This window comes from Cytobacillus sp. Bac17, from assembly GCF_024519925.1.
Taxonomy (GTDB): Bacteria; Bacillota; Bacilli; order Bacillales; family Cytobacillaceae; genus Cytobacillus; species Cytobacillus pseudoceanisediminis.
In genome coordinates, this window is the sequence record NZ_JALJRC010000006.1 from 84,859 (window position 1) to 111,239 (window position 26,381).

Genomic DNA, 26,381 nt, shown 5'->3' on the forward strand with positions numbered 1-26,381 from the left:
TGAAATTTATGGTACTCTTTAATCTTAGAATAGGAAGTGATGATATTGATAAAAATTGAAATCCCTCAGCCTGATCTCGTAATTACAAGAAGCAGGCAAACGGGACAGGCAGGAGAAAGTGACCTTAGCAGTGTCTATGGTTTCACAGATTATCATAAAATACCAAGAGACAAGGGCGGCATGATTCTGTTTTTCGATGCGAATGAAGATCTGCTATTTGTAGGGAAGGCACGAAAATTAAGGCAGCGCGTGAAAAAACATTTTGAAGATAATGTTTCTCCAATAAAAAATCATCGCGATGATATCTATAAAATTGCGGTCATTTACGTGGAAGACAGCATGGAGCGCGAAATTTATGAAACTTATATCATTAATACCCTTCATGCAAAATTTAATATAGACAAGGTATTTTACAAATAAAAAAGGCCATCCCGGCCTTTTTTTATTTGTAAAAAAGTATAACTTTGAACTCTGATAACTGTTTGCGCAAGCAGCCTGCCTCCTCGAGGTGAGGCCCCAGGGCGTCAGCATAAACATCACACGACCGAAAGCAACAGCTTTTGGGAGGGTGGCGGTCTAAGTCTGCGTTCCTTCGCGGGCAAGGCGCTTCCGCATTTCTAATTAATCGATTTCTTTTTTGTTTTTACCTTTAATGAATCGGTATGTCAAATACGCTATGTAAAGCGGAATCGCAATATAAATTAAATCGGGAAATGGTCCATAGGAGCCCTTATAAATAACGTACAGAACACTTCCAAGAAAAATGGTAACAATCGTCCCGTATTTTGGAAGAGGAACTTCCTTAAAGCTGGGAATCCGAATTCTGCTTACCATCAGAAAGCATAGTGCTGTGAACACAACAGTTGTAATGATATTGGGAATACGGTCACCAAAAAGGGTCAGTATGGCCATTATCCCTCCTGCTGCTGTTATTGGAACTCCTATAAAATAATTTAATGAGGACTTTGGGGGACTAATATTGAATCGGGCAAGCCGATATGCCCCGAATAGAGGAAAAAGACCTGAAACGATTAATCCAAGGATTCCAAATTGAAAAAAGTATGTATAAAAGACCAAAAATGAAGGGGCAACCCCAAATGTAACAATATCTGCCAGTGAATCAAGTTCTTTTCCAAGCGTACTATCCGCTTTCAGCATTCTTGCCAGCCTGCCGTCCATGCTATCAAGCATCATGCCGATTAAAATTAATATTGCTGCATTTTTAAATTCGCCATTGGCAGCCATTCCGATTGAAAGAAAACCGCAATATAAGTTACCCAAAGTGACCATATTGGGAATTGTTTTAATAAAACGCACTAGTGACCATCACACTCCAAAAATAGAAAAAAGTTTATTTTATTATATATTCCCTTTCATTATACCATTTAATCTTCTTTAAAGCCCTCCTCTTTCATAGAAACATTCGCCGCCAAAAAAGAAAGAGCCATAATCCATCATATGGATTTAGGGCTCTTCATGAATTCATAAGTTACAGATCGGCTATCTGAAAGACAAGTTCGCCGACTTTTATTTAGAATATTTATTTTGCTGTCAGAGCTTTAACATTCTCCGCTGACATTCCAGCAATATTGCTTAAAACTTCCTCATTATGTTCTCCCAGTTTTGGAGGGCCAGTCAATGCTGAGTCAATTCCTCCATGCATTTTAACTAAAGGGTAATTCCCGTCTTGTTCATAAATCTCCTTAAAAAGTTGAAAGTCTTTTAATTCACCCGTCTCCAATACCGGAGTCAGGCAGCAATCAACTCTTTGCCCGAATTCAGTCCACTCTTTTAATGTCCTGCTTTTAAATAATTCGGTCATCTCCAAATATACAGGATTATTGCCAGAAGCACGGGAGAAATGGGAATCAATCCAATCCTCCCTGCCGGCACTCTTGCAGAAGTTAATCCAAAACTTCGGCTCTAATGCAGCAAGAGCAGCAAACCTCGCATCCTTTGTTTCATAAATAGAGTAGGCGACGATCTCCCCGCTTAGTACCGATAGCCCATTTGAATAACCCGTTTCGTTTTCAATCAGCAAATGGTTTCCCATGATGGAAGCCATCACTTCAGCAATGGAAATGCAGTGATGCCCGCCATTTCCGGAAATCCTGCTGGAAAGCAGGGCTGCCAGTATCCTTTCACTCGCGGCCATTCCTCCCATAAAGTCCGCTATTGTATTGGACGGGTGAACAGGACGGCCGCTGCGGTCCTTCAGCTGGGAAAGGGCGCCGCTTACTGCCATATAGTTTAAATCATGGCTGCCTAAATATTGATAGTCTTCATTGCCCCCGTAGCCTGTAAGGGAGCAATAAACGATAGCAGGCTTGTGTCTTTTTACAGTCTCATAATCAAGTCCGAGCTTTTTCATGACCCCTGGCCGAAAGCTTTCCAGCACGGCATGACTTTCAGAAATCAGCTTTAGGGCTGCATTTCTTCCATCCTCACTCTTCAGATTGAGTGTAATGCTTTTTTTACCGCGGTTGTTGGCGGCAAACACGGCTCCTGTACCCTCTATTTTAATATCCAGCTGCCTTGCGGGGTCACCAGTCAAGGATTCAACCTTAATCACTTCAGCTCCAAGCTCTGCAAGTCTCTGGGAAGCAAACGGACCGGGGAGATAATTGGAAAAATCAATTACTCTAATGCCTTTTAACATCATGCATCCCTTTCTTCCGGCTAAATTTTTCCGTCAGCGAACAGATCCTCCAGCTGCTTTCTGAGCATAAACTTTTGAATCTTGCCGCTCGCATTCCTTGGCAGAGCTTCACAGAATACGTATTTTCTCGGCCGCTTATAATTAGCAAGTTCATCACTATTCCTGCACAGTTCATCCAGCTCATTTTCAGATAGTGCCGGATCTTTTTTAACTACAAATGCTGTGACCGTCTCACCCCAGCGGTCATCAGGCTGGCCGATCACTGCCACATCCAGTACGCCATTATGCGTATATAAAATATCTTCCACTTCCCTAGGGTAAATGTTTTCACCGCCGCTAATGATCATATCATCGACTCTGTCTTTAACGTACAAGTAGCCTTCGTCATCCAGATATCCTATGTCACCTGAATGGTACCAGCCCCCATGCATGGCAAGATCGTTTGCCTCATCCCGATTAAAATAACCACTCATCATGCATGGACCTTTTACGATGATTTCACCTGTTTCCCCTGTCGGCACCACATCCTCAGGATCTGATGGACCATTTTCATTCGGCCTTACAATCCTAATCTCATGATTTAAACATGCCTGCCCGGCAGACCCTGCTTTCCGGATTTGATCATTTTCAGATAAAAACGTAATCGCTGGCCCCATCTCGGTCATTCCATATGCCTGTACGAGGGATATGCCTAATTTTTCCCGGCAGGCATAAACAAGTGCCGGAGCCATTGGAGCTGCTCCATACAATCCCAGCTTCAGGCTTTCCAGGTTATAATGGCTTAAGTTTTCCTGCAGCAGCATATTCCACATGGTAGGTGCTGCAAAAAACTTTGTAATCTTCTCATCTGAGATTAACTGTAATACTTCTTTTGCATCAAAGTGATGGAGGATGGTATTTTTTGCCCCCACATGCACCCTTGGCAAAAAGGCACAGTGAAGCTCTGCACAGTGGAACATTGGTGCAGTCACGAGACCATTGTCACTGCTTTCAAGCTTTGTGGCTCCTATTACGATTAAACTTTGTTCAGCCATATCCCGGTGCCTGTGGACAACTCCTTTTGGCCTTCCCGTGGTACCGCTTGTGTACATGATCGCGTATAAGTCATTTTCGTCCATTTCTATTTCAATTTCATCGTGTGATGCTGCATCCACTTTTTCCCGATAGGATGAAGCATATCCGGGTGCCTTGTCATCAATGTACCAAAAGGCTGTATGCGGAAAACGTTTAGCAATTGGGGTAATGCCGGATTCCAGCATTTGTTCAAATAACACTACTTTTGGCTCTGCATCCTGAAGGATATAAGCAACTTCTTCTGACATCAGCCTAAAGTTGATCGGATTAAAAATGGCGCCGATTTTTGCACATGCAAAAAATGCTGTTGCAAGCTCCTCAGTATTAAAAAGGTAGGTTGAAACCCTGTCACCCTTCCTGACTCCCTCATTCATTAAGGCATTCGCCAATTTATTGATCTCAAGGCTCCATTCCTTATAGGTAAGACGCAGATTTTTTCTGACATCATACAGGGCTTCTTTATTCGGAAATTTTCCGGCAGTTAGATCGAAAATTCTTCCAATAGTAGTAGTCATTTTCATTCCTCCCCATTCTTCAGTCTAAACGTTCAATAATAGTCGCATTTGCCATACCAAGGCCTTCACACATGGTCTGAAGTCCATAGCGCCCCCCTGTTCTTTCTAGTTCATGCATCATGGTGACCATCAGCCGTGCACCGCTGCCTCCCAAAGGATGGCCGAGTGCAATGGCTCCGCCGTTTGGGTTAAGCTTTGCAGGGTCGGCTCCAGTTTCTTTCAGCCAGGCAAGCGGAACAGGAGCGAACGCTTCGTTCACTTCAAACACATCGATGTCCTCAATAGCCAGTCCAGCATTCTTTAACACTTTCTCGGTTGCAGGTATCGGTCCAGTCAGCATTAAAGTAGGATCAGAGCCAACTGCTGTGCGGGAAAGTATCCTGAATCTCGGCTTCATTCCAAGCTCCTCTGCTTTATCGCGTGACATAATTAATAGTGCTGCGGCTCCATCACTGATTTGACTTGAATTTCCTGCATGAATGACCCCATTCTCCTTAAAAACAGCCCTTAAACTTCCAAGTGCTTCCAGCGACGTTTCCTTTCTGGGGCCAGAGTCCTCCGAAACCGTCATGAGCTGTCCATCAGGCAATTTCACATTTAATGGTGCAATCTCTCTCTCAAAACGTCCTTCGTCCTGGGCTTTTAAAGCCTTTTGGTGGCTCTCTAATGAATAGCGATCAAGTTCTTCTCTTGTAAAACCATATTTTTCAGCAATGCGTTCAGCTGATAAGCCCTGGTGGATGATTTCATGTTTGTCTGTCAGTTTTTCACTGAATCCTACCCCCTGATAACTGGAGCCGATTGGGACACGGGACATGCTTTCGACACCGCCTGCGATAACAATTTCCATATCTCCCGCCAAAACCGCCTGAGCTGCAAAATGGACAGCCTGCTGGCTGGAGCCGCATTGACGGTCAATGGTGGTACCTGGCACTTCAATCGGAAACCCTGCGATCAAAGCTGCGACCCTTGCAATATCCCCTGTTTGTTCGCCTATTTGCGAGACACATCCAAGAATGACATCATCAATAATTTGCGGATCTATACCTGCACGTTCGACAAGTGCCATTAGTGCTTCAGCAGCCAGATCATCCGCCCTGATATCTTTTAAAAAGCCGTTTTTTCTTCCTACCGGCGTTCTGACACCTTCGACGATGACAGCTTCACGCATGTTTACTCCTCCTTATAAACCCATGTTCTTCGCAATAATGGTTTTCATGATTTCATTTGTACCTGCATATATGCTGGCAACCGGTATATCCCTGTATCTCCTTGCAATCTCGTATTCTTCCATATAGCCATAGCCGCCATGAAGCTGCATGCATTCTGCGGCAATATTCCGGGCATTTTCTGTAAGCTTCCATTTCGCCATGGAGACTTTTGTAACTACATCTTTGCCTGCCATATGTTCTGTGATCAATTGATCAAGGAACGACCTTCCCATCTCTATATCTGTTGCCATTTCGGCAATCTTAAATTGAGTGTTTTGAAATTGGCTGACCGGTCTTCCGAATGCCTCGCGATTCTTAACATAATTCATTGTTAAATTAAGCATTTCCTCTGCAGCCACCTGTGCAGCGATTGCTACGACAAGTCTTTCCTGCTGCAGCTTTTCCATCAAATAAAGAAAACCTTTCCCTTCTTCTCCAATCAGATTTTCTTTCGGAACCTTACAATCTTCAAAAATTAACTCTGCCGTATCCTGACAGTGAAGTCCGACCTTTTTTAATTTTCTTCCCCTTGTAAACCCCTTGGCTTCCCTCTCGACCGCAAGCAAGCTTACTCCTTTATGCCGGGGAACTGCATTGGGATTGGTTTTACAGGCAATGATGATTAAATCGGAATGAATTCCATTGGTTATAAAGGTCTTTTCGCCATTCACTATGTAATGGTCCCCTTCAAGTCTTGCTGTCGTTCTGATGCCGGCTAAATCAGATCCGGCGCCAGGTTCAGTCATTGCGATAGCAGTAATGATTTCTCCTGCCGCACACTTTGGCAGCCACCTTTCCTTTTGCTCATCTGTTCCATAAGCAGTAATATACGGAACAACGATATCATTGTGAAGCCCAATTCCCACCATGCCTGAGCCAACACGTTCAAGTTCTTCATTGATGACTACTGAGAAGCCCCAATCAACGCTGCTTCCGCCATATTTTTCTTCAATATCAGGGCATAAAAAACCCTGCTCCCCCATCTTGTACCAAAAATCCCGGGGTATGATCCTGTCCTCTTCCCATTTGTCATAATTCGGATAGGCTTCCTTCTCTAAAAACTTACGCAGTGATTGCCGAAAAATTTCATGCTCTTCCTGTATGTATGAAGCAGCCATATTATGATCCTCCGAATCTAAAATTTTTTTGACATAACACAAAGTACTATTCCTTACCTTTGAAAAGGCTTACATTTATATTGTACAATAATTATCGATATTTTTAGAACATTAAAATAATTTTTCAAAAAAAGAACCTATTCTATGCAGAAAGGGCAGGTTCTCTATTTACTTAGGCTGCATACGGATGCCGCCATCCAGACGGATCGTTTCTCCATTCAGCATCGGATTCACTAAAATACTCTCAGCCAGCCTGGCATACTCCTCAGGATATCCCAGTCTTGAAGGAAAGGGCACCATTTTCCCCAATGAATCCCTTGCCTCATCAGGCAGTGAATCAAACATAGGTGTATTAAACAATCCAGGGGCAATCGTCATAACACGAATCCCATAATCCGCCAGCTCTCTGGCAATTGGCAAGGTCATGGCAACCACACCGCCTTTCGATGCACTATATGCAGCCTGGCCAATTTGTCCTTCAAAGGCTGCTACGGAAGCAGTGTTAATAATGACGCCTCTTTCATCTTGATCATTCGGATCATTCTTTGCCATTTGTTCAGCAGCCAGGCGAATGACATTAAAAGTCCCGACCAGATTAATCGTTATGACCTTTTGGAACATATCCAGTGTGTGGACTCCCTTTCTGCCAAGCAGCTTGGCGGCAATTCCGATGCCGGCGCAGTTAACGGCAGTATTAAAGCTGCCAAATTTTTCAGAAGCGAATGCAATTGCTCCCTGCACGTCTTCTTCTTTTGTTACATCCGTTTTAAAAAAATAAACATTCCCTCCCAGTTCCTTGATAAGATGGCTTGCCCGATCTTCCGCCAAATCTGCAATAAGAACTTTTCCGCCGCATCCGGCTATTTTTCTCACAGTCGCCTCGCCAAGCCCTGAGGCGCCGCCAGTGATTATGGCCCTGCAATCTTTCAATTCCATAGTGAACCTCCTTTTATTAATCAGGTTTTCTATGAAGACATTTCCATTAAGAATGGAGATTTTCCTGCTGACTTGCCGAATTCCCTGCTGATTATTTATCAATTCCTTGTAATTGCACAAAAAAACAGCTCCTTTTCAGAAGCTGTTTTTCTATGCCAAATACCGATCGCCAAGAATTTCTCTAAGGTGCTGCCTGACCCGATACAATTTAGTTTTGACAGTATTTGGGTTGAGATGGAGAATGTCCGCTATTTCTTTCTCTTTCAGCCCGTGCTTTGTTTTAAGCAGGAAAACCCTTTTCTGTTCATAGGAGAGGGAATCCACATAAGCGTATATCTGCTCCTCAAGCAAATTAACTTCTGCTTCCTGCCCAGCATCAATAAATTTACTTTCCATGCAGTTTTCAAAATCAAAAGAATCCTGTATTCTCTCATTTGTCCTTCTTTCTTTCCGGACAAAATCAATCGCAGTTCTAGTTGCAATCGAGGATAACCAGGCCCCCAGCTTTTCCTGATCATCAATGCTGTCCATTTTTTTATATGCTTTGAGCAGGGATTCCTGCACAACATCCTGTGCAAGATAATGATCCCGAGTTATATTATAAGCAATATGATAGAGCCGTTTATTGTAGAGCCTGCAGATCTCTCTCATATCCATTGAAGGTTTAATCACTTTAATCCCCCTCTCCTATAGGTTTCTAACCTTTTATTGAAGCCGTTCTTTTATAAAGGCTGGAACTGTTTTTTCCGTGAAGCTTTTAATATCAATTGTCCTTTGCTCATCAAAATAGAACGCAATAATATAGTCTCCATCCACGAATCCTTCTGAATTCTTCAAGCTGCTTTCAATTTGTTCCTTATCCGTTAATTTGACGGCAGATTTGCTATCTCTCATTTCTTCAAAAACTTCTTCATACGAGTACCCTGCTGCAAAGTTGATATCGATATCCTTCGCTTTTGCAGCCAAAGCATAAGAGATATCATTGCTGTTCACTCTTGCTTCATTCAGCAGTGACTTTTCTTCCAGCCATTTCTCAAATCTTGAATAAGAAGGATACCAGGGCATATAAGCTTTATTGCTGTCATTATAAAAAATCTCAATGTGCGCATATGGCTCGTCACTTCCCTGGAGTTCTTCAAAGGAAGCAGAATCAACTTCTTCAGTTAATATCTCAATAGCCTCTTTTAGATCTTTATCGTCTGTAATGACCGCCCGCTTCGTAACTGGGCCAGTTGGAGTAATCGTCAATTTCGTTGCAGCATCTGCTGAAACCTGATAAATTTCATTTGTTGCCTTTTTATATTCATCTGATTCATAAATCAGCTTAAGAAATGGCTTGTATTCCTTTTTATTAATCCTGTAATCACGGATTAGCTTTTCACCATTCTTCAGTTCATACACGATAAAAACTGAATCGCGGCCCGGAATCTCCGCAAGCCTGTTTTCATCCTTTACAATCGTCTCATGAAATCTTCTGACCAAATCAATATTCTCGTATTCTTTCAAATATAAGGGTTCCTCAGTATCGATATCACTATAAAGGTAAAAACTCTCGCTTAAATGAACCCGCTCAATCTCATTGCCCCGTGGTATGCTTTTTTCATATTGAGTAAAGTCAAATTGGAATAAGGCGAATAAAGCCGCCATTAAAGCTGTGTATGCCAGCAATCCTTTCATATTAATGGTCACACGCCATGATTTTTGCAGAACCATTTCGGCAGCCGCATATCCAATCAATGCTCCAAACACGTAGCCAGCTATAAGCCAGCTCATGCCGCCGCGCATCTCACCGAAATATCCTCCCCCTAAAAGCATCGTGCAAAAAGTTACACCATATTTAAAGATGGGTTTTGTAATCGGAAAAACCAGGGCATGGGAGACAGCCTCCATCCTTCTCCTTTTATAGATCTGCAAACCAAGACAATACAGAGACAAAATAAGAAAAAGATAAATAACAGCCTCTGCGCTTGAGGGAGTGCGCATGTTCATCTGAGTTAGTGCAATTAAGGGAGAAAACTTCTCAAATTTGCTTGCCATATAATATTGGTCTGGATAGCCAAATAAATAGAATGGCAAATTAATAGAAACTAAAATGATCAGGCCTACAGGGAGCAAGAGGAAAATATACGTTAAGGCACCTTGAACGGCGGATAATCCCGTCAGCATTCCCACAGAAACTCCTGCCAGGTAAATCACAATATTAAACAAAAGGGTGATGCCCACCCAATTGAATATCTCCCCAATTGAATAGAACTCCTGCAAATTCATGGGCTGGTACAGTATCAGAACTATCAAAGCAATGAGTAAAACCGGCGAAATTAATAGCATGATGCCAGTTAAAGCATACTGATGAAAAATGGATGCCCGCTTGACTGGGAGACTGTGCATTAAATCGCTATATTGTTTTACCTGTGTGTATCTGAATAAGAACACTGACAAGATCACCGGCACTGATATATTAAAAATAAACTGGATTTGGAAGTTGTGTTGAAACAGATTGTCAATGTCCAGAAATTTCCGCTGTTCCTCTGAAGAATTCATTATTATATCAAGTGGAATAGCGAAGAACAGACCGAGAAAATATACAATGGAAACCCAGCCTACACTTCTGAAAATCGTTTTTAAAATTTCCCTTTTAACCAAGGATGTTCTGGACTGCATATCCAATATCCCCCATTTCATAGATGAAGATCTCCTCTAATGTAAGGGGAAGCATATCGAAAATCACAGGCTTAAATTGTTCTACATATGATGATATTTCCTTCGCATCTCCCTTTACAATGCAGATCATAATGCTGCCTCTTTTTTCTTTATGAAGGATTTTCAGCGGATCGAAAATGGCTGGTACAGATCCTTTAAAAGCCACTTGAATCTTATGTGTATCTGTTTTAAGGTCATCCAGATCTTTTTCCAGGATCATACGCCCTTTATGCATGATGCCAATAAAATCACATAAATCTTCCACTTCACGCAGGTTATGAGAGGAAATAAGGATGGTCATTTCTCTTTCGGCAACCTCATCTATAAGCAGGCTTTTCACTTTTTTTCTCATGACCGGGTCCAGCCCATCCATAGGCTCATCCAAAATTAAAACTTCCGGCCTGGCAGACAAAGCCAGGATAAAAGCAGCCTGCCTCTGAATGCCTTTTGAAAATCTGTGAATCTTTTTATGTGTGTCCATTTCAAAAATAGCAGCAAGTTCTTCAAAGCGGCCGTCATCCCATCTGCTGTAAATATTTTGATAAAATTGTGCCATTTGCTTAACTGTATATTGAGGCAGAAAATAGGGATGGTCCTGAATAAAAAAGATCCTTTCCTTAATTACCGGATTTTCGAAGACCGGCTGGCCGTCAATGGCAACATACCCCTCATCCTCCACATAGATGCCTGCCAAAAGCTTCAAGAGCGTTGTTTTTCCGGCTCCATTGGAACCAAGCAAGCCGTATATGGACCCTTTATTGACTTCGATGGAGACATTTTCAACAGCCTCCATCTCCTCGAATGATTTACGTACATTACGGATTTTGATCATCTTCTATCCCTCCCCCTATAGCTGCTTCTAATTCCTGAATCATATTAAATAATTCATCTTTTGTAATTCCAAGATATATAGCTTCTGATAAAAGCTTTGAAAGTTCACTTTTCACTTTTTCTATTTTTTCTCTGTTCAGATTGGGAGTTGCTGGACTGACAAAACTGCCCTTCCCCTTTATAGAATAAATATAGCCCTGAGATTCTAGTTCCCTGTATGCCTTTTGAATCGTATTGGGATTGATTGTCAGCTGATGGGCCAGCGTTCGAACGGAAGGCAGCTGTTCATCTGCTGTTAAGACCTCGGTGATGATCAGCTCTTTAAGCCGCTCAACCAGCTGTTCATATATAGGCTTTCGGCTCCTTACGTCCAATTCAAACATGTTTACCCTCCCATCTGTACGTAGTGTACTATCATTCATAGTACAGTTAATACAGTTAGATTATATTACAAGTAATTGGAAAAGAGAAGAGGAAATTTAAATTTTTATAAAAAGAAAAAACTGGCTCAGCCAAAGGGCTAAACCAGTTATAATTAATTATTTAGCTGATTTCACATTCACCGGAGGCGGAGGCAAAATCATGTTGGAACGTCTATTGTTTGTTGCGATAATATAAACAGCTGCGAATGCGATGCCAACCGCAATGAAGGATCCGAGATTGAAGATCCCTTTTTGCGAATACCATACAATCGAGTAGCCCACTGACCCAGCCAGCAAGGCATAATAGAAGAATGGGAAAAGGGTTTTCCGAATGACAGTGCCTTCTTTTCCGACAAGACCAACAACAGCTGATGCAGCAACTACGTTATGGACACAAATCATGTTTCCAGCTGCTCCGCCGACTGCCTGAAGAGCTACAATCCAGGTTGCATCCACTCCAATCTGTGAACCAACATCATATTGGAATAGAGAAAACATCATATTACTGACAGTATTACTTCCCGCGATAAAAGCACCCATGCCTCCTATAAACGTTGCAAAGAACGGCCAGAATTCCCCTGCAAGTGCTGCAGCACCGTTTGCAAGTTCGATCGGCATCTGATTATAGCCTGCCTCTCCCCCGCCGGTATTGATGAAAACCTGTACCATCGGAACAGTGAAAATTAATGCGGTTGAAGCAGCAACGGTTGTTTTTCCTGAATCTGCCCAGGCTTTTTTGTATGAACCAGAATTCATTCCATGAATAAAATAGGTGATAACGGATACAAGAATAAAAATGGTCCCCGGCAAATACAGCGGCTGGAAACTTGAGGTGATGCCGGAATCGAAAATGTTTTCAAACTTAACCGTCCAGGCCTGGAGCCACTCCAGGAATGGAAGCGATTTCAATCTGGACAATACTAAGAACAGGCCAACTAAAACATAAGGAGTCCAGGCACGCAGCATGCTCATGCTTCCGCTTTTGTGGGCAACTGCTTTGATTTCAAGTTTACCAGTCCACTCCGGATCCCACTTGGATTTCTCTTCAAAATCCCAAACCTGATCCTTAGGAGGCATAAGAAATCCTTTTTTTGCCGCAACAACAACAATTGCTAAACCAGTTAATCCTCCAACCATAGACGGGAATTCAGGTCCAAGAACATTGGCAACAATTACATAAGGGATTGTCATGGCAAAAGATGCGAACAGGGCAAACTTCCAAATCTTTATCCCTTCTGTAAACGATTTGTTCTTGCCAAAGAATCTTGTCATTAAAGCTACTACAAATAAAGGAATTAATGTGCCTGCAATCATATGGAGAATAGCTACTTGTCCGGCAATTTGCGTTACCAGGCCAAGCAGATTATCTGTAAGGCTCGCATTGCCAGATAAACCGGACTGCACACCAACGAGCATCGGAGTGCCTACTGCACCGAATGAAACTGGTGTGCTTTGAATAACCATCCCGGCAATTACAGCTGCCATAGCCGGGAAGCCCAGACCCACTAATAGCGGTACAGCTACTGCTGCAGGAGTCCCAAACCCGGATGCGCCTTCAATGAAAGAACCGAATAGCCAGGCAATGATAATCACTTGAATTCTGCGGTCAGGAGAGATATCGGTAAATCCCTGGCGGATGGTCTTTAAGCCGCCGCTTTCCTGCAGAGTATTCAGAAGCAGTATTGCACCAAAAATAATGTATAGGAGTGTTCCGGCGACAACCAGGCCATTAATGGATGCAGCCGCCACTTTTGCACCCGACACCTTCCAGACAAATAGCGCCAGGACAACAGCTACAAGGTACGAGATGGGCATGGCCTTACTTGCCGGCCATCTTAGTCCGACAAGGAATACTGCAACTGCAATAATTGGCAATAATGATAATAAAGCTAACATTCCAGTACTCATTACTTACTTTTCCCCCTTTTGTTTTGTAATAGCGAACAATAATTGCACTTTGTTGCGGACTGCAAAACATGTTATATAACTATAATTGTTTTGTTATACAACAATGAATCAAGCTTATTTTTATTATACAAACATTTTTCATAATTTCAATAATATTTGGAAAATTTAATCTATGCATTTACACAAAAATATTTGTATGTATATACAAAAAAATTAGCCCAATATATCTTTTTATCAAGATATATTGGGCTAATCCTAACTTATCCGGCTGACATGTCCGAGCCGGGCGGAAATCCCTTGTCCGGTTTTTACCATTATAGACTTTAATGCATCAAGGCGATCACTAGTCATCCGCATTGTCGGGCCTGAGATACTGACTGCAGCAATAACTTTGCCGAGGTGGTCAAAAATAGGAACGGCAACACAAGTAATCCCATATTCATTTTCTTCCAGATCAAGGGCATATCCATTTTGCCTGACCTGCCCCAATTCTTTCATAAATTCATCTTTATCCGTTATGGTTTTATTTGTATGGACCGGCATCCCTTTTCTTTCAAGGATATCAAAAACAACGCTTGAAGGCAGATGAGCCAGAATGGCTTTTCCGACAGAAGTGCAATGCATCGGAGCTCGTTTGCCAACTTTAGAATGCATCCTTAAAGTCTCATTGCCCTCAAGCTTTTCGATGTACACAACCTCTCCCTGGTCGTAGACGACCAAATGAATGACTTCATTTGTTTCATTTTCCAGCTCCTGAAGAAAAGGTCTTGCCTCTGCACGCAAATCGATCGATTCAAGCAGTTTTGAACTGATCTCCAGGAATTTATACCCTAATTTGTACTTGCCGGTTTCGCTATCCTGCTCTATATATCCGTACTGAACAAGAGTAGAGAGGATACGATAAACAGAGCTTTTATTGATATCAATCTGATTGGCAATTTCCGTTACGCCAAGACCGCTTTTTTTCAGGCTGATCAATGTAATAATATCCAGTGCCCTGCTGACGGACTTGACCATGTTTTCTCTTTCCACAATACTCACCTCTGGTGCAAAAACCGAAATCCATTACAAATAGATTATACCGTTTTTGCGCTTTCACGTGCCACTGCAAAGGTATTCCGCAGCGTTCCAATCTCTTTGATCTCACATTCGATAACATCGCCTGACCTAACCATTTCAGCCCCAACAGGGCTTCCTGTAAGGATTACGTCACCTGGCATCAGCGTCATGACATTAGTCAGGTAGGAAATCATTTTTCGAATTGGGATAATCATTAATTCTGTGCTGCTGCTCTGCTTCTCTGAGCCGTTTAATTTAGCCTCAACTTTAACCTGAAATGGATCCAGGTCTGTTTCGATAACCGGACCAAGCGGAGTAAATGTGTCAAAGGATTTGCCAATTGTCCAATGTCCATCATTATGGAAGAATTGCGGTGCAGTAACATCATTCCCAACTGTGTAGCCAAAAACATAATCAAGCACATCTGACTCTGCTACATTTTTAGCTTCCCTGCCAATGACCACTGCCAGTTCTGATTCAAATTTCACCTCTTCAATGCCTTCAGGAATGATAATATCCTCATCAGGCCCTATAACAGATGATACAGGCTTAAAAAAGAATACAGGGATTTCCGGGAGTGTCTCAGGCAAATCTGATTTCACTGACACATAGTTAGCTCCAATACCAATAATCTGATTTGGAACCAGCGGAGCAAGCTGCTTAACTTCATCCTGCGAAAAGCTCTGGCCAGTATACTCCCAATCTCCGAAAATATCACCTTTAATTTCTTTAAATATGCCCCCCTCTGCTACTCCTGTATGTACTGCCCCTTTAACTTCATATCTAGTAAATTTCATCTTTTTCCCTCTCCCCTCAATTACTTTAAGTCTGCAGACCTTTAGAAAAACAGGGCACATGCATGCCCTGTTCTAAAACTATTACTGTTTAACAGCATACCTGGACTTAGCTTCAAGACGGCGGCGGTGCAAAATAGGTTCTGTATAGCCATTTGGCTGATCATAACCTTCAAAAACGAGGTCACATGCTGCCTGGAATGCAACTGATTGATCAAAGTCAGCAGCCATTGGGCGGTATGCTGGATCTCCACTATTTTGTTCATCCACAACTTTAGCCATTTTCTTAAGTGTCTCAAGCACTTGCTCCTTCGTGCAGATTCCATGGTGCAGCCAATTCGCAACATGCTGGCTTGATATTCTTAATGTCGCACGGTCCTCCATTAAACCAATATTATTGATATCAGGAACTTTGGAACAGCCGATGCCCTGCTCAACCCAGCGGACAACATATCCCAGGATACCCTGTGCGTTGTTATCCAGTTCTTCTTGAACTTCCCCTGGAGTCCATTGCGGATTTTCAGCAACCGGAATCTGCAGGATTTCATCACGAAGGTCCGAAATTTCTTCCAGCAGCTGGTTTTGTACCTTTTGAACTTCCACCTGATGATAGTGTAAAGCATGAAGGGTTGCAGCAGTTGGAGAAGGTACCCAGGCTGTATTGGCTCCAGCGTTCAGATGGCCGATTTTCTGCTCCATCATATCAGCCATCATATCAGGCATAGCCCACATACCTTTTCCAATCTGCGCACGGCCTTGGAAGCCTGTTTCAAGGCCTGTATTGACATTGGATTTTTCATAGCCTTTTAGCCAAGCTGTTGCCTTCATGTCATTCTTGCGGATCATTGGGCCAGCTTCCATGGAAGTATGCATCTCATCCCCAGTCCGGTCCAGGAACCCAGTGTTTATGAAGACGATGCGCTCCTTTACTTCACGAATGCAGGCTGCCAGGTTCAAAGATGTACGGCGCTCTTCATCCATTACACCAATTTTAAGTGTATTCCGCTCAAGTCCGAGCAGATCTTCTGTCCGGTCAAACAACTCGTTTGCAAAAGCAACTTCCTTGGAACCGTGCATCTTTGGCTTAACGATATAAATGGAACCTTCTGATGAGTTTTGGTATGGGCCATTTCCAAGCAATGTATGCTTGCCAATCAGGCTGGTAATTACCGTATCCAGAATACCTTCCTGTACTTCATTTCCATCCGCATCTAAAATCGCATTAATGGACATTAAATGTCCGACATTCCTGACAAACATTAATGAGCGTCCAGATAATGAGAACTTCTCTCCATCTGGAGAAACATACGAACGGTCGGGATTTAATGTACGTGTCATTGATTTAGCACCCTTTGTAAAGGCGGCGGAAAGGTCTCCCTTCATTAAACCAAGCCAGTTGCGGTACACAAGGACCTTGTCTTCAGCATCAACTGCTGTTACTGAGTCTTCACAATCCATAATTGTGGTAATTGCAGCTTCAAGCAAAACATCCTTTACTCCGGCATCATCCGTTTTTCCAATTGGGTGGCTTCTGTCAATTTGAATTTCAAAATAAAGGCCATTATTCTTTAGAAGTACCGCAGAAGGCTGATCCTGCTCTCCCTGGTATCCGGCAAACTTTGCTTCTTCTTTTAGATTTGCAGTTTCGCCATTGTTAAGTACAACAGACAGCTTATCGTCTTCCACTTTATATTGAACAGCGTCTTTGTGAGAACCTCTTGACAAAGGAACGGTTTGATCAAGGAATTCCCTGGCAAACGCAATAACCTTTTCTCCCCTTACAGGATTATATCCGCCATCTCTATTTGCCCCGTTTTCTTCACTGATTGCATCTGTGCCGTAAAGTGCATCATATAAGCTTCCCCACCGGGCATTTGCTGCATTAATCGCATAACGCCCGTTATTAACTGGAACGACCAATTGCGGTCCAGCCTTCACAGCTACTTCATCATCCACGTTTTCCGTAGTAATCTTAAAATCTTCGGTCTTTGGCTCAAGATAGCCGATCTCTTCTAAAAAAGACTTATAGCTATTAAAATCAAAATCTTGATTTTCTCTGTGCCAATTGTTCAGCTTATGCTGAATTTCATCCCGCTTCGCCAGCAATGCTTTATTTTTAGGTGTCAGATCATTTATAAGCGCTTCCAAACCTGGCCAAAATTGTTCCTGATCCACTCCGCTTCCCGGCAGAGCCTCGGAATTGATAAATTCATAAAGCTCTCTTGCAACTTGCAGGCTTCCTGTTTTTACATAGTTTCCCATATTCATTTCCTCCTTTGGTTGCTGCTTTTACCATTTCTAATTTTAATGCGGCTGCCGATCCTTGTTTCTTATTACGAAACGGCGTTTCTAACTTTCTCTTAAAAAAATAATAGCATGTTTCCAAATGGATTTTCAATAATTTTCACACAACTTTATTCTTCTAATTGATAAGGCTGAATTTAGTTTTTCAACATTCGGTAACTGCCCAGCCTTCTATTGAAGGCTGGGTATTCTGTTATGAAATTGCCTGGGCCTTCATCTCTTTTTTGATTTCAGCACATCTGCTCGGCGATGGGAACAGTTTTCCAGCATTCAGCAGATTATGAGGATTAAAGACTTCCCGGATATCTGTCTGGGCAGCAATTTCTTCTTCTGTGAAAACAAATCGCATTTCTTCCCGCTTTTCAATGCCGACTCCATGTTCTCCAGTTATGGTCCCTCCAACATCGGCGCAGACTTTTAGGCACTGGCTTCCAGCTTCAAGTGCTTTCTCTGATTCTCCTGGTATCCTTGCGTCAAATAGGACAAGAGGATGCAGGTTTCCATCTCCCGCATGAAAAATATTAGCAATCCTTAATCCCGATTCACTGCTAATCTGATTGATTCTGCTTAAAACTTCAGGCAGTTTGCTTCGAGGAATGACCCCATCCTGAACCAGATAATCGGGAGAAATGGCTCCCATGGCACCAAAGCCTGTCTTACGGTTCGCCCACCATCTTGCTCTTTCCTCTTCACTTCCTGCCGCACGGACTTCACGGACATTCCTCTTTCTGCAAACCTCAAGGATTTGGTCGATCTGTTCCTCAATTCCCGCTGCAATTCCATCCACTTCAATTAAAAGAACTGCTTCTATATCTTTTGGATGGCCTACCGGAAAAGCTGCAGCTTCCACACCTTCAATAGCAGTCTTATCCATCATTTCAAGAGCTGCTGGTACAATACCCGCAGATATTATATCTGATACTGCCTGGCTCCCATCTTCAACCCGATCGAAGTAGGCGAGGACAGTCTGCTTTCCTTCAGGGTTTTTCAGTACCCTCACAGTTATTTTTGTTACAATTCCAAGGGTCCCTTCAGAACCTGTAATCAGACCCAGTAAATCATATCCGGGAGCATCGGGAATACCGTCCTTGCCAATTTCCACTATCTCACCATTAGGCATGACCACTTCAAGTCCAAGAATATGGTTTGTAGTAACTCCGTACTTCAGACAATGTGCACCGCCGGCATTTTCTGCAACATTTCCGCCAATTGTACAGCAGTACTGGCTGGATGGATCCGGTGCGTAATAATAGCCTTTATCGGATATTGAATTTGTGAGTTTCAGATTTACAAACCCAGGCTCCACAACGGCGCGGCGGTTTTCAAGATCAACGCTAATAAGTTTTTTCATCCTAACCATACTGATTATTATTTCTCCATTAAGAGGTATGGCTCCTCCGCTCAGCCCCGTACCTGCCCCCCTGGCCAGGAAGGGAAGATTGTTTTCCGAGCAGTACGTGACAATCTCCGACACTTCTTGTGTATTCTTTGGAAAAACGACTGCCCTTGGCAAGTGCTTATGGATCGTAAAGCCGTCACAGTCATAAGCAACAAGATCTTCTTTCTGGTAAAGAATGGAACGGGAACCTCCCACAAATTCAGCCAAATTTAAGATGTGTTGGTCCTGTGATTTAACCCGATCTTTCGTTCTCACTCTTTTCCCTCCTTCACACGGTCTTCCTTTTGGTAAGCCCAGTCAAGAAGCTGGACAGTATGGACAATTTTCTGATTCCTGCCGTATTTTTGAACTCCCATGGCCATTTGAAGCATACAGCCGGGATTTCCCATTGAGATCATTTCCACATCATCTGGAACATTTTCCATCTTGCTTTCAAGGACCGCATTGGCCATTTCCGGATTGGTAATATTGTATATTCCTGCACTGCCGCAGCAGCGGTCTGAATTAGGCATGTGTACCATCTCAACACCAGGAATATCAAGGAGAATATCACGCGGCTGCTGCCGGATTCCCTGACCATGTGCTAAATGGCAGGCATCATGGTAAGTAATTCTGGTTTTCATTTCTGCCTTTGGTTTTTCATAGCCTGTTTCATGAAGAAATTTTGAAATATCCTCTACCTTTTCAGAGAACTCTTCCGCTTTTGCATGCATTTCAGGGTCTTCCTTAAATAATTCTGCGTATTCCTTCATCATGCACCCGCATCCGGCTGCATTAACAATCACTTTATCAAAGTCTTTGAATGCTTCCATATTCTGCTTCGCCAGCTTCCTGCCCATATCACGGTCTCCCGCGTGAACATGCAGGGCTCCGCAGCATGTTTGGTTTTGGGGAATGACGACATCATTTCCATTTCGGTTCAGTACATTTATGGTGGATTCATTAATATCACTGAACATGACATCCATTACACAGCCGGTCAGCATCGCAACTTCCTGCTTTGTCTCCCCTTTTGCTTTGATTACTTTTACGTCTTTATATTTCTTTTTTACAGGCTCTTTCACTTCAGGCATGATGGATTCCATATCGGCAAGGTGCTGCGGCATAATATTGATTAATTTGGTTTTCCGGACTGCTTTTTGCATGCCGCTTTTTTGGTAGAATTTCAGAAGGCCGCCCAGCGTATTTAAGCGATTCTGGTGAGGGAAAAGGTCATGAAGAAAAAACTTGCTGATGGCTCCTTTCACACCAGTTAATGGCATTGCCTGCCGAATCTGGCCGCGTGCTTCCTCAATCAAACCGCCAACATCGACATCAGCTGGGCATGCAGTTGTACAGGCACGGCAATCCAGACATTGAAATACCGGGTCCATGAATTGCTCATTTACTTGAAGCTTCCCTTCAGCCACAGATTTGATCAGGTGTACACGCCCCCTTGGAGAATGCTGTTCCTGACCTGTCTGTTCATATGTCGGGCATGATTCCAGACACATGCCGCAATGGACACAGTCAGCCCATTTCTTTTCATCTGGCGGATCGCTCCATAAATAGTTTCCCAATCCCGAGGTACATGGCGGCTCTTGCTTTAAATCGAGTTCACGGACACTCATTTATATCCCTCCTATGAATCTGTTTGGGCTTACTGTTTTATTTGGGTCGACTTTTGTTTTAATCCCCTGAAGCAAAAAGAAATGAGAAGGTTTATTTCCCCAAACATCCACTTTTTTCCGAAGCTCAAATGGCAGGTGCTTTGCAACCGCATATCCCCCTGCTCTTTCAGCGATCTGCCTTACATGTAAAGCGGCATCGGCGACATCTGGCTCTGCTCCTCTAATGGTCACTTGGCTCAATCCATGGCCCAGACCTCCGTGTGATTCGACTTTCACATTGAATTTATCTTGAAGCAGTTCAGTATCCTTTAATATTCTCACCGCGTCGAGATTAACAGTTCCAACCTTAAAGGAGGCTTCTGTTTGAATTAGCAATTCCTTGTCTGCCCCATTCGGAATATGCCTGTAAAAGCGATCCCAAAACAAATCCGCTTTTTCCTTGGAGCTTATACTCAATTTCGCATCTTTCGGCAGCATATTTCCCACAAAAATTTCCTGATAACGTACAGAGCTTTCAACATCTTCAAAACTCATAGCTATCGTGTAAGAGTTTATTCCGCTGAGTCTATCTGAAAGTGCCGGATTCAGCAGTTCAAGCGAAACTGGTTCAATCATAGAATCCAAAACCTTCACTGCAAACGCCTTTATATCCTCCAGATTTCCGGCTGGAAACGAAACGAGAACCAGACTCTCACATTTAGGGATTGGGCGAAGCTTTAAGGTAATTTCAGAAATCACACCAAGTGTGCCCATCGATCCTATAAACAATTTATTCATATCATAGCCGGCAACATTTTTTACGACTCTGCCACCCGAACGTATTACCTTTCCATCCGGATAAACAGTCCTTAATCCAATAACTGCATCACGGGCTGAACCGTAGCCCAACCTTTTGGGTCCGCTTTCATTTGCTGCAATGATTCCGCCTATTGTGGCATTTTCGGGCCAAAAAGGATCGAGAGATATCTTTTGATTATGTTTGGCCAGATAATCCTGAAGGTCTTTAAAGCGAGTTCCGGATCTTACTGTTACTGTCATATCACCAGGTGTGTGTTCCACAATCCCTGTATATTTTTCAAGTGATAAAAGAAAATCCGCTTTTTCATTTAACCCTCCGAATCCACGTTTTGTGCCACCGCCCATAATGTTGATGGTTAGACCATTCAAATCTGCATGCTTAATTGCCGCTGCAATCTCATCTTCTGTTTCCGGTAATATAATCATTTCTCCTGAGTTGCCAAATGGGCTTGAAACTTCATTTTTAATTATCTGGTCTTCTCTAAAATAAGTTTTTAAAGCACTTATCGATTCTGCTGCAATCAACATATCCACCCCGTTTGTTTCGTAATAGCAAACAACGTTTCTGATAAATTTCAAAAAAACATTAACGTTCTTGCAGGATACTCATTTGCAAAAGTTTCTCAACCAGCTCTAAATGTTCAATCATATTCTTATGCGCCTGATCCGGCTGCTTATTTTTAATAGACAAATAGATACCCAGATGCTGCTCTTCAATCTTTTTTGCGATATCATCCCTTGTTTGAAGATAATGATGGAAATCGATCATGGATTTTTTCAGTGTTTCAGATATAAATTGCACAAATTGGATAAGTATATCATTGCCTGCTGCATGGGCAATCGCCATATGAAACTGATAATCCTCCTCCCATCCATGGATGGCTGCATCGGAAATCAGCTTATTCATCTTCGCCAAATCCGCTTCAGACCGATTTGCGGCTGCCATTTCAGCGAGACCTGTCTCAACCATTTTTCTTGCCTGGAATAACTCATGGATATCTTTTATATCCGGGTGCAAATGTGGATTATTAAACAGTTTAGAAGAATCAAAGCGGGTTATGTAAGTGCCTTCTCCTTGCTTTACCTGCACAATCCCCTTGCCCTGCAAAGAGGTTAGCGCGTCTCTGACAGCTGACCGTCCAACACCAAATAGTTCACACAACTCCCTTACAGAAGGAAGCTTATCCCCAGGTTTAAAGGAACCTTTTGCAATCATGTCTTGAATTTGCTCAGCAGCAACCTCAGAAATTTTGCGCGTTGAGATCTTTTTTACATTCATTCTTACGCCTCCTCCCTTTGCAGACATCACATATCTGATAAGTTAATTGTTATTTACTATTTAAGCACGCTTAATTGTAATAATCAATAAAATATTTAGAATTTAATAAAAATTATTTTATCTTGATGGGCGGGATGAGTTTGATTGCTGGAGAACTTCGGATTTTTGAGGAGATGGAGTCTCAAACTTGAGGTATCTTTAAACTCAGTTTGAGGTAGTTTAGTAAACTGGGTCCGGACTTGATGGCACTTTGGACTCTGGTAGAGAGGATTCTGTTTTTTGGCTCCGAACCTGAGTCTACTTCAGATTCTGGTTGAGCTCATCCTGAAATGTGAGTCCGAACCTAGTACAACTTCCGGACTATGGTTGAGGATATCACTATTTTGGGTCCAAACCAGAGCCTACTTCAGACTTTGGTTGAGCTCATCCTGGAATTTGAGTCCGAACCTAGTGCAACTTCGGACTCTGGTTGAGGTTATCCCGTATTTTGGGTCCGAACCAGTCAAGTTATTGCAAGCAGCACGGCCCAAAAAAATATAAATCCCCAACTCTGATTTGGTAATAATCTAAAAGTGAGTTCAACATAAAAAACCTGACTTCCACGTTTTAACATGGAAGTCAGGTTAATTTTACTATTCTATAACGCGTACAACTCGTCCATTAAACTTAGTTTTCCAATAGCCACTGGACATGTTTGCAACCGCAACACCCGTTGAGCTTTGTGAACCGATGAATTTACCGCCGCCGAGGTAAATGCCTACATGGCCATCCCTTTTATAAGTATCAAAGAAAACAAGATCTCCAGCTCTCATTTCGCTTGCTGAAACCTGGCGCCCGCCAAATTTAAGAGAATCTGTGCTGGCTCCAACACTAATTCCAGCCTGGGAGAATGCCCAATGCACAAAACCTGAGCAATCAAATCTTCCATTGGCTATATCATAAGCATTTCTGCCGCCGCCAAAAACATAAACAGAATTACCGATATATTTATTGCCTGCAGTTGTAACAATGCTAATTGCGCTTCCGCCCTTGACGCTTGGCTTAGGAGCAGAGTTGCTGGATCCTTTTGTTTTCTGTGCAGCAGTTTTTTGCTCTTTGACAGATGATGAACCTGTTGGTGCAGAAGTCACTGAAGCCGAACCTGCTGATGATGAAGTCGATGCAGCTGTCTGTACTACTGGCGCTGTTTGCGCCACAATGCTTTGTTCGATTTGAGCAATCATAGAAGCATATTTAACATCTTCGCTTTGCAGCTTTGCCTTCTTATCTGCAATTGAATTTTCTTTATCTTTTAACTGCTGGATTAATGAGCTATTTTGCTGCTTTTGCTCCTCCATGATAGACTGCATGCCTTTTAATTCGGTCATCATGCTGGTTAATCCCGCTAACTCTTCTTCCACTGCAGCCTTCTTTTCTTCAAATGCCTTTTTATCCTGTTCCTGTTCTTCCAGTAATTGTTTGTCTGCCTGAACAAATGTGGTTACTGCTCCGACACGGTCAACAAAGTCACTGAAACTGGACGCACCAAGAAGAACATCTAAATATGCCACTGTTCCGCCGCTTTCCTGAAAAGATTGTGCACGCTGTTTTAGGATAGCGCTTCTCTTTTCGATTCTTTCCTCAATGATAGCCATTTCTGCCTTCAATTGATCTACTTCGGATTTAGTGCTGGCAATTTTAGTTTGAGTTTCAGCTATTAATTTATTATTATCTTCAATCGCCTTTTCAACTTTACTAATTTTATTATTTAATTCAGCGATTTCTTTAAGTACACTTACCAATTCCTTATCCGCTTCAGCCAGTGTGGCCTGCAAGCTGGAACGCTGCTGCTGTATTTGGCTTTTTTGGTTTTCGAGCTTATTGATTGATTCAGCATTTACACCTGGGATTGAAAAAGCACTTCCAAGCCCAAGGATAATAGTTGTATTTAAAACGATGAGCCTTTTTCTCAAAGTCATTACCCTGCTTTCTAATATGTACTTGGTCATTTATTGGCCGTAAGAATATAAAACTATTTATCTATGTATATTTTGTTAAGCGATTACAATAAATATCTCTAGTAAATTTGTCTTTCCATGGAGGATTATACCATCCTTATTTGACAGACTTGTTATAGAAATATTACAAAAATATTTCAAACGTGACATTAAACCCCTTTTTTCGCCATCCTTATATGACATAATTCCCTATTTTACTCAGAGAAGATATCCAACAACAGTTGTGTGCTGTATTCCGGAAAGAATAAAAAAAGACTGGAATCCGGATTCTATCTTCCAGATTTCAGTCTTTAATGAATACTTTTAATCCATAAACTTGCTTTGGATATCCTGATCGAACACAAATACCGACATTCCAAAATCCCGTTCGATATCTATATCCACAAACAGGTCAATTAGTCTTGCCTGCAAAAATTCTTCCATTTCAGCCGGCCGGTTCTTTTTATACATCTCCTTGACCATTTCTGTTCTGGCAGCCCGAAGCATTTGTTTCCCTTCGTCTGCACTAGCTATGAATTTTTCCACAGGAGATAAATTACCTTCCATTTCACATATAGCCCAATGTTTGCAGAAAGTTGTCCTAACTTTGCTAGGTCCTTTGCCCATATGTTTTTTTCGGAAGGAGCGCACTAAATTACTGAATTCAGCTTCATACTTGTTCATATTCCAACCCTCATTAACCTATTTTCATGTATAATCCCAATTATACATGTCCAATGCAGGTTTCACTTTAATAAGTTAATCAATTAATACAATTATTGTCAAACTAAACAATCTAAATTTCTTGTTTAACTGAATTATATGCTACTATTTTGTTAGTTGAAAGGTTCTAGGAGGAAGAATTATGGATATTCTAAGCAGCAGAAAAATTGTCAGATTTCAGAATGGAGTTCTGCAGGATGCAGAAGATTCAATTGTTTCCGAACACCCTCTCACAATTCATCTAAATGGAGAAGAGTTCGCAACAATGGTCTGCAGCCCAGAGAATATTCGGGAATTAACAATCGGCTTTTTGGCTTCTGAAGGCTTCATCAGGAGTATTGACGAAATCAAGGATATACAAATAGATGAAAGCAAAGGATTTGCATATGTGGAGTTACATACCCAAACTTCAACAGCAAGCCATGAGTTCCACTCCAAACGGTTTATTGGTTCATGCTGCGGGAAAAGCAGGCAATTTTATTTTCACAATGATGCCAGGACAGCCAGAACTTCTACATCAAAGCTGACCTTGTCTCCCAGCCACTGCATCTCATTTATGAAACAGCTGCAGGAAGGCAGTCTGACTTTTCAAGAAACCGGAGGAGTACATAATGCCGCCTTATTTTCTGCAGATGAAGTGATTGTCAGCAGAACAGATATTGGCCGGCATAATGCTCTAGATAAAATCCTTGGGTATTGCATTGAAAACAGGATTCCTGTAAGAGATAAAGTTATTGCATTCAGCGGCAGAATCTCTTCGGAAGTTCTTCTAAAAGCCTCCAAAATCGGAGTAGGCATAATTCTATCAAAATCAGCTCCGACTGATCTGGCCATAAAACTGGCAGAGGATCTTAATATCACAGCCGTTGGCTTTATACGCGGTCAGTCTTTTAATGTTTATTCTCATCCTGAAAGGATCGTTTCAGGGGAGGAAGATTAATAAAAAGAGGTATCCTCTTTCTCTTCATCAAAATGTTCTATTTTTAAGCTCATTTTTTTTGCATATAGGTTAAAATCTTGATTTTACAGATTACTAAACCTAAATATAAAGCTAAAAGGCTAGTA

General features: G+C 42.2%; 22 protein-coding genes. 2 read left to right on the forward strand and 20 right to left on the reverse strand.

The features are described 5' to 3' along the window. The first annotated feature begins 45 nt into the window (after positions 1 to 45). Entirely contained in the window at positions 46 to 420 is a 375-nt protein-coding gene (locus NR125_RS10400) for a nucleotide excision repair endonuclease (protein WP_019382492.1), read from the forward strand. Between the two features lie 201 nt (positions 421 to 621). Here the strand turns inward: NR125_RS10400 and pssA are convergent, their stop codons facing one another. From pssA to NR125_RS10500, 20 genes are all read right to left on the reverse strand, one after another. Continuing rightward, entirely contained in the window at positions 622 to 1,317 is a 696-nt protein-coding gene (gene pssA / locus NR125_RS10405; RefSeq protein WP_009333556.1) for a CDP-diacylglycerol--serine O-phosphatidyltransferase, read from the reverse strand. Positions 1,318 to 1,540: 223 nt separating this feature from the next. Continuing rightward, positions 1,541 to 2,659, reverse strand: a complete 1,119-nt coding sequence (locus tag NR125_RS10410; RefSeq protein ID WP_009333555.1) for a CaiB/BaiF CoA transferase family protein — start codon at positions 2,657 to 2,659, stop codon at positions 1,541 to 1,543. A 20-nt stretch (positions 2,660 to 2,679) separates the two neighbouring features. Continuing rightward, positions 2,680 to 4,248, reverse strand: a complete 1,569-nt coding sequence (locus NR125_RS10415) for a fatty acid--CoA ligase (RefSeq protein WP_256815276.1) — start codon at positions 4,246 to 4,248, stop codon at positions 2,680 to 2,682. 19 nt (positions 4,249 to 4,267) lie between these two features. Beyond that, complete coding sequence (locus tag NR125_RS10420) at positions 4,268 to 5,419, reverse strand: thiolase family protein (protein WP_009333553.1); 1,152 nt, start codon at positions 5,417 to 5,419, stop codon at positions 4,268 to 4,270. A 12-nt stretch (positions 5,420 to 5,431) separates the two neighbouring features. After that, on the reverse strand, positions 5,432 to 6,577 hold the full coding sequence (locus NR125_RS10425; protein WP_256815277.1) for an acyl-CoA dehydrogenase family protein: 1,146 nt from the start codon (positions 6,575 to 6,577) through the stop codon (positions 5,432 to 5,434). 168 nt (positions 6,578 to 6,745) lie between these two features. Continuing rightward, complete coding sequence (locus NR125_RS10430) at positions 6,746 to 7,513, reverse strand: 3-hydroxyacyl-CoA dehydrogenase (RefSeq protein ID WP_026041760.1); 768 nt, start codon at positions 7,511 to 7,513, stop codon at positions 6,746 to 6,748. Between the two features lie 150 nt (positions 7,514 to 7,663). Then, positions 7,664 to 8,185, reverse strand: a complete 522-nt coding sequence (locus tag NR125_RS10435) for an RNA polymerase sigma factor (protein ID WP_019382486.1) — start codon at positions 8,183 to 8,185, stop codon at positions 7,664 to 7,666. A gap of 33 nt (positions 8,186 to 8,218) precedes the next feature. Next, entirely contained in the window at positions 8,219 to 10,195 is a 1,977-nt protein-coding gene (locus NR125_RS10440; protein ID WP_256815278.1) for a DUF6449 domain-containing protein, read from the reverse strand. Continuing rightward, a complete protein-coding gene (locus NR125_RS10445; protein WP_256815279.1) occupies positions 10,149 to 11,045 on the reverse strand; it encodes an ABC transporter ATP-binding protein in 897 nt (298 codons plus the stop codon). Before NR125_RS10445 ends, NR125_RS10440 begins: the two co-directional genes overlap by 47 nt. Then, positions 11,029 to 11,427, reverse strand: coding sequence for a GntR family transcriptional regulator (locus tag NR125_RS10450; RefSeq protein WP_009333547.1), 399 nt, complete (start codon positions 11,425 to 11,427; stop codon positions 11,029 to 11,031). Before NR125_RS10450 ends, NR125_RS10445 begins: the two co-directional genes overlap by 17 nt. A gap of 156 nt (positions 11,428 to 11,583) precedes the next feature. Continuing rightward, on the reverse strand, positions 11,584 to 13,374 hold the full coding sequence (locus tag NR125_RS10455) for an L-lactate permease (protein ID WP_256815280.1): 1,791 nt from the start codon (positions 13,372 to 13,374) through the stop codon (positions 11,584 to 11,586). Positions 13,375 to 13,629: 255 nt separating this feature from the next. Next, the gene (locus NR125_RS10460) at positions 13,630 to 14,406 is read right to left on the reverse strand and encodes an IclR family transcriptional regulator (protein ID WP_009333545.1); all 777 of its coding nucleotides are present in this window, start codon (positions 14,404 to 14,406) and stop codon (positions 13,630 to 13,632) included. 44 nt (positions 14,407 to 14,450) lie between these two features. Further along, positions 14,451 to 15,230: a fumarylacetoacetate hydrolase family protein gene (locus NR125_RS10465; RefSeq protein WP_256815281.1), complete on the reverse strand. Its 780-nt coding sequence runs from the start codon at positions 15,228 to 15,230 to the stop codon at positions 14,451 to 14,453. Between the two features lie 81 nt (positions 15,231 to 15,311). After that, positions 15,312 to 17,489: a malate synthase G gene (locus NR125_RS10470; RefSeq protein ID WP_019382482.1), complete on the reverse strand. Its 2,178-nt coding sequence runs from the start codon at positions 17,487 to 17,489 to the stop codon at positions 15,312 to 15,314. 235 nt (positions 17,490 to 17,724) lie between these two features. Next, a complete protein-coding gene (locus tag NR125_RS10475; RefSeq protein ID WP_256815282.1) occupies positions 17,725 to 19,185 on the reverse strand; it encodes an FAD-linked oxidase C-terminal domain-containing protein in 1,461 nt (486 codons plus the stop codon). After that, positions 19,182 to 20,540: a (Fe-S)-binding protein gene (locus NR125_RS10480; RefSeq protein ID WP_256815283.1), complete on the reverse strand. Its 1,359-nt coding sequence runs from the start codon at positions 20,538 to 20,540 to the stop codon at positions 19,182 to 19,184. The genes NR125_RS10475 and NR125_RS10480 overlap by 4 nt, the downstream gene beginning before the upstream one ends. Then, positions 20,541 to 21,863, reverse strand: a complete 1,323-nt coding sequence (locus NR125_RS10485) for an FAD-binding oxidoreductase (protein WP_251174988.1) — start codon at positions 21,861 to 21,863, stop codon at positions 20,541 to 20,543. 61 nt (positions 21,864 to 21,924) lie between these two features. Beyond that, positions 21,925 to 22,617: a FadR/GntR family transcriptional regulator gene (locus NR125_RS10490; protein ID WP_019382478.1), complete on the reverse strand. Its 693-nt coding sequence runs from the start codon at positions 22,615 to 22,617 to the stop codon at positions 21,925 to 21,927. Between the two features lie 632 nt (positions 22,618 to 23,249). Then, positions 23,250 to 24,575 carry a C40 family peptidase gene (locus tag NR125_RS10495; protein WP_009333538.1) on the reverse strand — a complete coding sequence of 442 codons (1,326 nt, stop codon included), beginning with the start codon at positions 24,573 to 24,575 and terminating at the stop codon, positions 23,250 to 23,252. Between the two features lie 342 nt (positions 24,576 to 24,917). After that, entirely contained in the window at positions 24,918 to 25,277 is a 360-nt protein-coding gene (locus tag NR125_RS10500) for a Na-translocating system protein MpsC family protein (RefSeq protein WP_009333537.1), read from the reverse strand. A gap of 181 nt (positions 25,278 to 25,458) precedes the next feature. Between NR125_RS10500 and fdhD the strand changes: the two genes are divergently transcribed. Then, complete coding sequence (gene fdhD, locus NR125_RS10505; RefSeq protein WP_256815284.1) at positions 25,459 to 26,256, forward strand: formate dehydrogenase accessory sulfurtransferase FdhD; 798 nt, start codon at positions 25,459 to 25,461, stop codon at positions 26,254 to 26,256. The last annotated feature ends 125 nt before the right edge of the window (positions 26,257 to 26,381 follow it).